General features: G+C 61.9%; 9 protein-coding genes. 3 read left to right on the top strand and 6 right to left on the bottom strand.

All coding sequences use genetic code 11. The annotated features are described in order from the left end of the window. Window positions 1-139: 139 nt before the first annotated feature. Genes xylB through HX818_RS29610 form a run of 5 tightly spaced genes read right to left on the bottom strand, consistent with a single transcriptional unit; the run spans window position 140 to window position 6,132 of the window. Window positions 140-1,615 (bottom strand): xylulokinase, encoded by a 1,476-nt coding sequence (xylB, locus tag HX818_RS29630; RefSeq protein WP_177021266.1) that lies wholly within the window; start codon window positions 1,613-1,615, stop codon window positions 140-142. 1 nt (window position 1,616) lies between these two features. Continuing rightward, window positions 1,617-2,609, bottom strand: coding sequence for a LacI family DNA-binding transcriptional regulator (locus tag HX818_RS29625; protein ID WP_177021265.1), 993 nt, complete (start codon window positions 2,607-2,609; stop codon window positions 1,617-1,619). A 21-nt stretch (window positions 2,610-2,630) separates the two neighbouring features. Then, entirely contained in the window at window positions 2,631-3,572 is a 942-nt protein-coding gene (locus HX818_RS29620) for an ABC transporter substrate-binding protein (protein ID WP_177021264.1), read from the bottom strand. Between the two features lie 33 nt (window positions 3,573-3,605). Continuing rightward, window positions 3,606-4,574, bottom strand: coding sequence for a hypothetical protein (locus HX818_RS29615; RefSeq protein ID WP_003209708.1), 969 nt, complete (start codon window positions 4,572-4,574; stop codon window positions 3,606-3,608). Window positions 4,575-4,599: 25 nt separating this feature from the next. Next, window positions 4,600-6,132 carry a sugar ABC transporter ATP-binding protein gene (locus HX818_RS29610; RefSeq protein ID WP_003209705.1) on the bottom strand — a complete coding sequence of 511 codons (1,533 nt, stop codon included), beginning with the start codon at window positions 6,130-6,132 and terminating at the stop codon, window positions 4,600-4,602. A gap of 409 nt (window positions 6,133-6,541) precedes the next feature. On the opposite strand from HX818_RS29610, the gene HX818_RS29605 reads away from it, so the two are divergent. From HX818_RS29605 to HX818_RS29595, 3 genes are read left to right on the top strand one after another with little or no spacing between them, the layout of a single operon-like run. After that, window positions 6,542-7,897, top strand: a complete 1,356-nt coding sequence (locus tag HX818_RS29605; protein WP_003209703.1) for a HAMP domain-containing sensor histidine kinase — start codon at window positions 6,542-6,544, stop codon at window positions 7,895-7,897. Next, the gene (locus HX818_RS29600; RefSeq protein WP_008430409.1) at window positions 7,882-8,265 is read left to right on the top strand and encodes a response regulator; all 384 of its coding nucleotides are present in this window, start codon (window positions 7,882-7,884) and stop codon (window positions 8,263-8,265) included. Before HX818_RS29605 ends, HX818_RS29600 begins: the two co-directional genes overlap by 16 nt. A 9-nt stretch (window positions 8,266-8,274) precedes the next feature. Then, on the top strand, window positions 8,275-9,543 hold the full coding sequence (locus HX818_RS29595) for an EAL domain-containing response regulator (protein WP_003209700.1): 1,269 nt from the start codon (window positions 8,275-8,277) through the stop codon (window positions 9,541-9,543). Here HX818_RS29595 and HX818_RS31590 read toward each other — a convergent pair. Further along, window positions 9,524-10,159: a methyl-accepting chemotaxis protein gene (locus HX818_RS31590; protein ID WP_371132487.1), complete on the bottom strand. Its 636-nt coding sequence runs from the start codon at window positions 10,157-10,159 to the stop codon at window positions 9,524-9,526. The genes HX818_RS29595 and HX818_RS31590 overlap by 20 nt on opposite strands. Window positions 10,160-11,955 lie beyond the last annotated feature (1,796 nt).

The raw sequence follows: 11,955 nt of genomic DNA, 5'->3' as shown, positions 1-11,955 counted from the left end.
CACACCGAGCCTAGGCGAGGTGCCGAGTGGTGGGGCAAGAGCGTTTTGCTTACTTTTGCGCTTTTCAAAAGTGAGCCGCTGTAAGAGCGGAACCAATAGCAGCCGTTACCCAAATAACGGATATACACCCAAAACTTCCCTAATCGTGCAAAGCCTTAGCCGCCCCCAACAATCCCCGAAACTTCAAATATCGCGCCTGCAAAACAGCCTGTTGAGCGCCGTCCGGGAAAAACCGTTGCTTCACCGGCATCCCCGCCTGCAACAGCGCCGCGCCCTGGCCGCTCGACAGGAACCCCAACTTCGCTGCACCAATACACGCCCCCAACTCACTGCCATGCAACGTATAAATCTCCCGCCCAAGAATATTGGCCAGCAACTGCGCCCAATACTCACTGCGCGCCCCACCACCCACCAACGCACAAGCCCCCACCGTGGCCCCGGCCGACTGCACTGCATTCAATGCATCCAGCAACCCGAACCCGACGCCCTCCATCACCGCATAACCCAGCATGGCCGGCGTGCAGTCATGCCCCAGGCTCATGAAACCACCCCGCAACAACGGGTCGTTATGGGGCGTGCGCTCCCCCGCCAAATACGGCAAAAACAACGGATTGGAAACCGGCACGCCCTGCCCGATCGGCAACTCGGCCTGCACCCGATCCAGCAACGCCTGCTCATCAACCGACCCCGTCAACCGCGTCACCCACCGCAAACAACTGGCCCCGGCCAACATCGCCCCCATGGTGTACCAACGCCCAGGCAACGCATGACAAAAACTATGCACCGCACTCGCCGGATTCCCCGCCGAGTGATCAGTAATCGCCACGATGGCCGCACTCGTCCCCAACGTGATAAACGCATCCCCCGCATTCACCGCCCCTATGCCCACCGCCGCCACCGGGTTGTCCCCGCCACCGCCGGCAATCACCAGGCCCTCGGCCAAGCCCAGTCGCCCCGCCGCAGCCGCATTCAAACAAGCACTGGCCGCGCCACCTTCTACCAGCCGTGGCATCTGCGCCAACCGCAAACCCGTGGCCTGCAGCATCGGTTCAAACCATTCACGGTTGGCCACATCCAGCCACAGCGTCCCCGCACCATCGGACACATCACTCACGCGCTCACCACTCAAGCGCAGGCGCAGGTAATCCTTGGGCGACAGCACGCAATCAATGGCGCTGAATACCGCCGGTTCATGCTCCTGCAACCACAGCAGCTTGGGCGCCGTGAGACCGGCCATCGGCAAGCTGCCGGTGACGTCGGCAAACTCACTGCCCAAGGCTTCAGCCTGGGCCATGGCACGGGAGTCATCCCAGAGAATCGCCGGGTACAACACCCGGTCGTCTTGCCCCAGCAATACCGCCCCGTGCATCTGCCCGGACAACCCGATGCAACTGACACGGCCGTAGGCATCCGGCTGATCAGTGCGCAGTTGGTCCAGAGCCTTCAGGCATGCTTGCCACCAATCCTCAGGCGCCTGCTCGGACCAGCCTACGTGCGGGCGCGAGACCGTCAGCCGCGCGCCCGCATGGGCGAGGACGTTGCCTTGCGCGTCCATCAGGATCGCCTTGAGTTCCGAAGTGCCGAGATCAATGCCAAGGGAAACCGCGTTGTTCATATCAGGGGCAGCCGCATGAGTTACGAATCTTCAGGGTGGGCGCGAGCCGCACGCTGTGTGTTTTACGCTTGGGCGACGCCATGCGCTCAAGCAGCAGGTTGACCGCCCGGGCGCCGAGTTCCTGGACCGGCTGTGCGATCAGGGTCAGGCGTGGCACGAAGAAATCCGCCCAGTCAAAATCATCGAAGCCCACCAGGGCCATCTGCCCGGGCACGTCGATATTCGCATCACGCAAGGCGTGCATCGCACCCAGGGTCATCAGGTTGTTGCCCGCCATGATTGCCGTGGGCGGTGTTGCCAGGGTCAATAACTGCGCGGTCGCTTGCCGTGCCGGCTCGCTGCTGGAACCACCGTTGACCAGCAATTGCGGGTCAAACACCAACCCTGCCGCCTGCAACGCGGCTTGATAGCCGGCCACGCGCTCATCGGAAGTGCCGAGCCCCGCGCGCCCGGAAATAAAGCCGATGCGCCGGTGGCCATGGCCGATCAAGTGCGCCACCAGGGCCTGGGTCGACTGGGTGTTTTCCACCCCGACCTGATCGAAACGATCACACATCATCCGGTCCACCAACACCGCCGGCACTTGATTGGCCTGCAGGTATTCCAGGGCCAGCGAACCGGTAGACGGCGCCAGCAGAATGCCGTCCACCCGCCGATGGTGCAGCGCCGTGACCACACGCAGTTCCTGTTCGGGATCGTCGTGGGTATCGACAAACAACATCATGTAGCCGTGCTTGGCGCACTCGGTTTCAATCGCGTGCACCGTTTCACTGAAGTAGTGGTTGGACAGCGCCGAGATCGCCACGCCAATGGTATTGGTGGTGGACCGGGCCAGGGAGCGCGCCAGCGTATTGGGGATGTAGCCCAACTGCCGGATCGCGCTCTGCACCGCTTGCACCGTGTCCGGGCTGACCTTGCGGGTGCCGTTCAAGACGTGGGAAACCGTCGACGTCGACACCCCTGCAATTCTTGCCACATCCTCCATGGTTGCCACGGTGCTCACTCCTGGGTGCTTTTAATGTTTGCTGGACCAACCGCTGTAGGAACCGACGTTGTCGCGGGTGATCAGTTTTGGCGCCAGCAGGGTAACCGCTTCGGCGGGTTGTTTGTCATTGAGAATGTCATTGCCGACATTGACGGCGGTCTGGGCCATGGCCCATGGGTCCTGGCTGGCGGAGGCCTGGATCAGGGTGTCGGTCTTCAGGGCATTCTCGATGTCCGGCGCGCCGTCCACGGAGGTGATGATGATGCCGCTGCGTTTCAGTTGCTTGGCCGCCAGGTCGCTGCCGATGGCTTGCGGGTCGTTGATTGCGAACAGGCCGTCGATTTTCTGGAAGCGCGTCAGGTAACCCTGCATCACGTTCAAGCCACCTTCGCGGGAGCCCTTGCCGTCCTGGTCGTCCGACAGCAACTTGATCTCCGGGGCGCTGGCCAGCGCGGTTTTGCAGCCTTTGACCCGATCGGTCACGGCGGTGACTTGCGGGCCGTTCTGAATGATCACATTGCCCTTGCCCGACAGTTTGTCGACGATGAACTGGCAGGCGAGCTTGCCGGCCTCGACGTTGTCGGTCTGCACCGTGGCATTCACGCCCTTGGCGTCGACGTCCACGGCCACCACCACGATCCCGGCGTCGCGGGCTTTCTTGATCGCCGAGGCCATGGCCGACGGGTCGACGGCGTTGAGCAGGATCAGGTCGACCTTGGACGAGATGAAGTTGTCGATCTGCGAGAACTGCTTGCTCAGGTCATAGTCGGCCGACACCGAGGTGACTTTCACCGCCGGGTTCAGCTCCTTGGCCCGCGCCGTGGCACCGTCGGCCAGGGTCACGAAATACGGGTTGCCCAGGGACCCCATGCTGATGCCGATGGCTTTCAGTTCACGGGCTTGCACCGCCTGGGACATCAACACGGCAACGCCCAGGGAGGCGACAACAGGAAACATGCGTTTGAAGTTCATGATGACTCTCTTGTGATTGTTGTTTGAGTGAAATCAGGTCCGCGCACCGGACTGGCGATAGCGATCCAGCGCTACCGCGCCAATGATCACGATGCCCTTGATGATGTACTGCCAGATATCCGAGACGCCCAGCAGCACCAGGCCGTTGGTCAACACCGCGATGATCAGCGCACCAATCAGCGTGCCGCCGATGGTGCCGACGCCGCCGGTAAAACTGGTACCGCCGAGGATCACTGCGGCAATCGCATCCAGCTCATAGGATTGCCCCAGTTGCAGGCCATTGGCGGCGAACAGGCGTGACGCGCTCATCACCGCGCCCAACCCGGCCAACGCACCGGACATGGCATAGACGAACAGCAGGACCTTCCACACCTTGATCCCCGACAGCCGCGCCGCTTCCGGGTTGCCGCCCACGGAGTAGATTTGCACCCCCATCACCGTGCGCCGCAGGATGAACCACGACAGCGCAATCACGGCCACGGCAATGATCACCAGCCAGGGCACGCCCAGCACCGAATCGTTGCCAATAAAGGCAAACGGCAAATCAGGGTTGAACACGGTTTTGTCGTCGGCCAACAGGCGTGCCAAACCGCGCATGGCGGTCAGCGCACCGAGGGTGACGATAAACGGCGGCAGGCGCATGAAGGCGATCAGGCCGCCGTTGACCAGGCCCAGCAACAGGCCGAAGCCAACCCCGGCGGCAATCCCGAACATGCCGAACTGCGGTGACATCGACGCTTGCAACGCAACCACAGCCGAAGCCGCAAGAATCGCTCCCACCGACAAGTCGATGCCCGCCGTGAGGATCACAAAGGTCATCCCCGCCGCCAGCACCACGTTGACCGACGCCTGCTGGGTGATGATCGACAGGTTCTGCACCGTCATGAAGTTTTCGCTGGCCAGGGCAAAACCCACCAGCAGCAGCACCAGCACCGGCAACATGCCCACCGTGCGCATCAGTTCGCGAATACGCTCAGCCTTGCCGATCGTTGCCACAGTCATGGTGTTGCTCCCGCTTGTCGTTGAATTAGCCATGGGCGGCCACCTGTTCGCTGCCGGTGGCGAGGTCGATGATCGCCTCCTGGGAAATATCCAGCCCCGATGCCCCGCCCACTTCGGCCACCAGTTGCCCTTCGCGCATGATCAGCACGCGGTCGCAGGTGCCGATGATTTCCGGCAGTTCGCTGGAGATCACCACGATGCCTACGCCGGCCTTGGCCAACTGGTTGATGATGCGGTAGATCTCGGATTTGGAGCCTATGTCCACGCCACGGGTGGGCTCGTCGAGGATCAGCACATGCGGCTTGACCTCCAGCAGCCGTGCCAGCAGCACCTTCTGCTGGTTGCCACCGGACAACGCGCCGACGTTGACCTTGCCCGACGCCACGCGGATCGACAGGGACTTGATCGCATCGCGTGAGCGTTGTGCGGCGTGGCCACGGTCGAGCACGCCACCGGCATGGGCATCCGGCACACACGCACAGACGTTGATGTTGTCGGCCACGCTCATGTCGAGAAACAGGCCCTGGGCCTTGCGGTCCTCGGTGAGGTAGACGACACCGGCACGAATCGCATCCGCCGGGTTGCGCAGTTGGGTCACGGTTTTGCCGACCACCTCCAGGGTGCCGGAGGTGCGTGGGTCGGCGGCAAAGATCAGCCGTGCCAGTTCGGTACGCCCGGCGCCCACCAGGCCGGCGATGCCCAGCACTTCACCGGCGTGCAGGTCAAAGCTGCAGTTGCGCACGCGCTTGCCGTCGGCCATGTCACGCACGCGCATCACCACCTGGCCGGGGTCGTAGGCCGCATGTTCCTTCTTGTAGAAACCTGACAGGTCGCGGCCCACCATCATCTTCACCAGCACTTCGGCCGACAGCACGTCCCGCGCCAGTTCGCCGACGTACTCGCCGTCCCGCAGCACCGAGACCCGGTCCGACAGCTCGTAGATTTCCGCCATTCGGTGGCTGATGTAGATGATCGCCAGGCCCTGGCTGCGCAGCTGTTTGATCAGCGCGAACAGGCGGTCGGTCTCCCGGGAGGACAACGGCGTGGTGGGCTCGTCCATCACCAGGATTTTTGCGTGGGCATGCAAGGCCCGGGCGATTTCCACCAGTTGGCGCTCGGCGATGGACAGGCTGGCGACGCGGGTGGTGGGCAGGAACTCCGCACCGAGCCTTGCCAGCACCTCGGCCACCCCGGCTTCCATGCCCTTGCGGTCGATGGTCCAGCCACGGCGCAGTTCACGGCCCAGGTAAATGTTCTCGGCCACCGTGAGGTTCGGACACAGGCTCAGTTCCTGGTAGATCACGGCAATGCCGAGGGCTTTGGCGGAGGCTGGGTTGTAGCTGGCGACGGGCTGCCCATCGATGCGGATGGTGCCGCCGTCGTCGGCCTGGTAGGCACCGGAGAGGATCTTCATCAAGGTCGATTTGCCGGCGCCGTTCTCACCCATCAAGGCGTGGATTTCACCGGGGTAGACCTTCAGGCTGACGTTCTTGAGCACCCGCAGACCGTTGAAGGTCTTGCTGATGCCCTGCATTTCAAGCAAGGGTTCAAGGCTCATGACTGAGCTCCTGGTTTTATTATTGTTGTGTTCGGGCGTTTGCCAATGGCAGTCATCGGCAGACCTGATTGCTGCCGACTCTAATCAGATACATTTGCTTACGCAAGCGCTTGCGTCAGCCGTTTATCGTTTGATTAAACGTTTCACCTGATGAATAAATGTTCATCCAGCGAACTGGAGTGACTAATTGCAGATAAAACCGCCGTTTTTCCACCTTCACCTATTCGATTGAGTATTTTTCTAAAAATAACACCGCGTTTGGCCACTACGATCCCTGTCGGTTGCGGTTTATCTGCTATCGTCCAAAGACCTCATCTCCTCCTCATCGCGCCTGCGCGATCTTCTGTGAGCATGCTCTGCGGCGCCGCCTTTGGCAGCGTCGGGCCTGAAGTTCACGGAACACTGCACCATGGACAACTCTTCAGTCGACAGCCCGGCGGAGCCGCAATCCCGGGCTGAAAAAATCGTCGAATTCAAACGCCAGAAAACCCTGCTCAAGGCCGGCGCCTTGCAAGATGCGATCTTCAACAGCGCCTACTTCTCCAGCATCGCCACCGACGAAAAAGGCGTAATCCAGATTTTCAACGTCGGCGCCGAGCGCATGCTTGGCTACGCCGCCGCCGATGTGCTGAACCGCGTCACACCGGCCGACATTTCCGACCCCGCCGAGCTGATCACCCGCGCCGCCGCCCTCAGCCTGGAACTGGACACACCGATCACGCCGGGCTTTGAGGCCCTGGTGTTCAAGGCCTCCCGGGGCATCGAAGACATTTACGAACTGACCTATATCCGCAAGGACAACAGTCGCCTGTCGGCCATGGTGTCGGTGACCGCCCTGCGCAACCGCAACGACGCGATCATCGGCTACCTGCTGATCGGCACCGACAACACCGCGCGCAAGCAGGAAGAGGCGCAACGCAAAGGTTTCGAGCGTGCCCTGGAAGAGAAAAACCTGGAGCTGGAACACGCCAGCCACATGAAGTCCGAGTTCCTTGCCACCATGTCCCACGAGCTGCGCACGCCGCTGAATGCGGTGATCGGTTTTTCCGAGGCGCTCAAGGACGGCCTGGTGGGCGACATGAGCGATATCCAGCGCGAGTACATCGGCGATATCTTCACCAGCGGCCAGCACTTGCTGTCGCTGATCAACGACATCCTCGACCTGTCCAAGGTCGAGGCCGGCATGATGGACCTGGAACTGGAAGCCGTGGAGTTGGCCGGCCTGTTGGCCAACAGCCTGCTGATCGTGCGGGAAAAGGCCGCATTGCAGCGCATCCAGTTGAAACTCGAAAGCCCGGACGACTTCGGCGCACTGGAACTGGACCTGCGCAAGACCAAGCAGATCATCTACAACCTGCTGGCCAATGCGGTGAAGTTCAGCGAGCACGGCGGCTCGGTGACGCTCTCGGTGCGCGAGGTGAATCGTAGGCAAGTGGGGCAGATTCCCGGGGACTGGCCCACCCACGGCTTTGCCCTGCAGCCCAGCGAACATCAACAGTTCCTGGAATTGAGCGTGAGCGACACCGGCATTGGGATCGCCCGGGACGACATGAGCAAGCTGTTCAAGGCCTTCAGCCAGATCGACAGCAGCCTGGCGCGCAAATTCGAAGGCACGGGCCTGGGCCTGGCGATGGTCAAGCAACTCACCGACCTGCACGGCGGCAGTGTCGCCGTGGCCAGCCGCGAAGGCGAAGGCGCGCGATTTGTGGTGTGGCTGCCGCTGCACCGTGCCGCAGATGCGGAGGCCCCATGGCCGAAATCCTGATCGTCGAAGACAACGAGGCCAATATGCGCCTCGCCCGCCTGTTGCTGGTGAACGCCGGCCACAGCGTGTTGTGGGCCGCCGATGCCGAGACCGGGCTGACCCTGGCCCGGGAAAAACAACCGGCATTGATCCTGATGGACATCCAGTTGCCGGGCATGGACGGCCTGGCAGCCACGTCACTGCTCAAGCAGGACCCTCATACCGCGCACATCCCGGTGATCGCCCTGACGGCCATGGCCATGAAGGAAGACCGTGACAAGACCCTGCGGGCCGGGTGCGACGCCTACATCATCAAGCCCCTGCGCTACAAAGAGCTGTACCAGGTGATCGACACGCTGCTGCAAAAGAACATTACTCCCTCGACTTGAGTCCTCTCCATGGCCAGCCAACCCGCGACGCTGTTGATCGTTGATGATGAAATCCAGGTGCGCAAGCTGCTGGAAACCCTGCTGCGCCACGAGGGTTACCAGACCGTGAGCGCCGCCAGTGGTGAAGAAGCCTTGCAGTTGGTGGCGCAGCGGCCGCCGGACTTGATCCTGCTGGACATCATGATGCCGGGCATGGACGGCTATGAAGTGGCCAACCAGCTCAAGGGCAACCAGGCCACGGCGAACATTCCGATCATCATGCTTTCGGCATTGAGTGAGTCCAGCGCGCGGCTCAGTGGCCTGGAAACCGGTGCTGAAGAATTCATCAGCAAGCCGGTGGAGCGGGTCGAGTTGTGGCTACGGGTACGCAACCTGCTGCGGCTCAAGGCCCACGGCGATCGGTTGAAAAACCATAGCCAGTTGTTGGAGCAGCAACTTCAACACCACCAAAATGAGTCCTCGCGGTTGAATGTGCATGACCTGGCGCGCCTGGACCTGGAAAAAGCCCTGCGCCTGGCGGTCGAGCGCGAAGAATTCGTGCTGCATTACCAACCCAAGGTCGAACTGGCCAACGGTCAGGTGTGCGCCCTCGAGGCCCTGCTGCGCTGGGACCGGCCCGGTTACGGTGCGGTGTCTCCAGCGGTCTTCATACCGATCCTGGAAAGCCAGGGCTTGATCGTCACGCTCGGGCGTTGGGTGATCGACAACGTGTGCCGCCAGATCGCAGCGTGGCAATCCGGCACGGTGGGCGCGGTGGAGGTATCGGTCAACGTTTCGGGGCATCAATTGATCGAGGGTGACCTGATTGCCGATATCGCCCAGTCCCTCGCCCAGGCCGGCGTGGAAGCGCATTGGCTGGAAGTTGAATTGACCGAAGGCTCGCTGATGGAGAACACCCAGCACACCATCGCCAGCTTGCAGCGCCTGCGGGCGATGGGGGTGAAGATCTCCATCGACGACTTCGGCACCGGCTATTCCAGCCTGGCCTACCTGCGGCGGTTCCCGATTGATACGCTGAAAATCGATATCGCGTTTATCCGCGAAGTCACCAGCAACCCGCAGGACGCGGCTATCACCCGCACCATCATCGAACTGGCCCACAGCCTGAAGCTGCGAGTGGTGGCCGAAGGCGTGGAAACCCAGGCGCAGCTGGAGTTTCTGCGGGAAGCCGGCTGCGATCAGATCCAGGGGTATCTGTTCAGCCGGCCTTTGCCGATGAAGGAGTTGGAGCGCCTGCTGCTGGATAAGCGCAGCCTGGTCAGGCCGCAGCCTCACTGACTTCGAACAACCCCACCAGCTTCTGCAACTTGTTGGCATTGACCCGCACGGTTTCCGCGCTGGTCTGCAACACCCCTACGGTCAGGCGCATTTGCTCCGAAGAGTGGCTGACCTGCTTGATGGTCTTGCCATAGTCGAGGCTGCGGGCGTTGAGCTGCTGGATGATGCTGAACATGCTCTCCACCGCCTGGTGCAGGTGCACGTTCTCCGAGGAGGCGTCCTCGGCCAGGCGCAGGCTGCTGTCGACGTTGGTCACGCCGTTTTCCATGAAGCCTACGGCCTTGCGGGTTTCGCCTTGCAGGCCCTCGACCATCTGGCGAATGTCTTCCGCTGCCTTGGAAGTGCGTGACGCCAGGGTGCGGACTTCGTCGGCCACCACCGCAAAACCGCGGCCATGCTCGCCCGCCCGCGCCGCTTCGATGGCCGCATTCAGGGCCAGCAGGTTGGTCTGGTTGGTGATGTCGCTGATCAACCCGGTGATGTTGCTGATCTGTGCCATGCGGCTGTCCAGCAGTTGCACGCTTTCCGAGGAGCGCTGCACCACATCGCGAATCGACTGGGTGCCGACCTGTACCGCGAGGAATTGCTCGCGGGCCCGGCTGACCACCTCGTCCATGGCCTGCTTCATTTGCTCGGCGCTCACCGAGGCTTGCTGGATTTCTCCCAGTTGCTCTTCAACGATGATCATCATGCGGTGGGTCGCGTCGGCCACTTCATGGGACATCAACCCGGCCGCCTCGCTGCGGCCGAGCATCAATTGGTTGGTGTTGCCAACGCTGTGGCTGGCCTTGACCACCTGGCCGACCACCGAATCCAGGCGGTCGATGAAGCTGTTGATCCAGCGGCTCATGTCGCCGGTTTCGTCGTTGACCATGCGCCCGCTGTCCAGGCGTTGGCGCAGGTTGCCCTCGCCTTCGGCAATGGTGCGGATGACCTCGGTCATTTCATTCAGGCGTGCGGCCAGGCGCCTGGGGCCCAGGCGGCTGAACAGCAAGGCCGCGACGACCATGCTCAGCACCTCGCACGCATCGGTCCAGGCGGCGGGCAAACCACTGTAGTGACGGACCAGGAAGTTGCAGGCAAACAGGCCGGCCATGGTCGCCAGATAGGGCTTCATCAAGCCGTGGCTCAGGGAGCGCCGGCGGTAGACCTCTTCCAGGTCGGCCTCGCACATCATGCCCCAGCGATCCGGCGAGCCCGGGAGTTCGAAGGTCACGCCCTTGCCCACCACCGGGATGTGACGGTAGTCGGAATAGCCGGGATAGGTGACAAACAGGTTCGAGCCCTTGCGGATGGTTTCCCGCACGCCGGGGTGCAGTTGTTGGGTGGCGGGGTCGATAAACCGCAATTCCAGCTCGGTGTGGCGCTGGATCTGTACGGTTTTCCAAGGTGTGTGCACGCCGCTCTTGAGATTTTCACCGTGGGTGAAGGTGCCGTCCTCGAAGCGTGAGCGGGACAGCGCAATGCCCGGCTGCAGCGCCGGGTCGAAGCGCGATTGCACCATGAACAGGTAGTTATCGCCGGACTCGGGGAAGATATGCCCGGCCTCGCGCTGGATCAAATCCCCGAGTATGTCGTTGGGCACCCGACCGCAGAGGCAGCCGACCACCCTGCCCTCGCGGGTCAATGGTTGGTAGAACATCAGGGTCACTTCGTCATGGAAGCGCGAAGACGAAGGGCCGATCTGCAAGGTCAGCGGGTCGCTGTAGGGACCGTGGAGGAATGGCGCCTTGAGCCCGGCGGCCAGGGCTTGTTGATTGAGCGCGCGGTGACTGGCCTGGCTCCAGGTACTCGCCAGTAGTTCGCCCTTTGGGTCGACGATAAACAGCTCGGAAAAATCCCCGGCCTGGTGCAGTTTTTCCAGCAGCAGGCTGTTGTCGGTGAGCACGGAATCGCGGGCCAGTGTCGTGGCCAGTTCGTTGAGGTGTTCCCACTGTTCGCGGGTCCAGGTTTGCAGGAGTTTGACCCGGGTTTCGGCAATGGCCTCGAAGGTTTGCTCCATCACCGGGTACACCGCGCGGTTGAGGCGGCAGGACCAGCCCATGGCGAACTTGCCGGTCTTGCCCCACCAGGGCAGCCAGCTTTTCTCGGCGGAAGATAACTGCATCGTGCTGCTCGACAGGCTGCTCATGGCGGACTCCGGGAGTGATGTCTAATTGCCATATTTCAAGGCAATTAATGCGCCAATTAGCTAGCTTGCTATTGATTAGGCTGTTTGGCCTGCCATGCGGGTCAACGGGAGCGAGCTTCCTCGCTACAAAAAGCTGCATGCAATCAAGAGCATGCACCAGCGGGTGGCAGTGAGATCGCTTGTCGGGTGGGATGTCCCAGGGGGGGCCGTGGTTTTCGAGATCGAATATCGGCGGAATTTTGGGGGCATATCCGTTATTTGGGTAACGGCGGCTTATGGTT

The sequence above is a fragment of the Pseudomonas sp. F9001 genome (genome assembly GCF_013385435.1).
Lineage (GTDB): Bacteria > Pseudomonadota > Gammaproteobacteria > Pseudomonadales > Pseudomonadaceae > Aquipseudomonas.
This window is presented reverse-complemented; position numbering and strand designations above follow the sequence as displayed.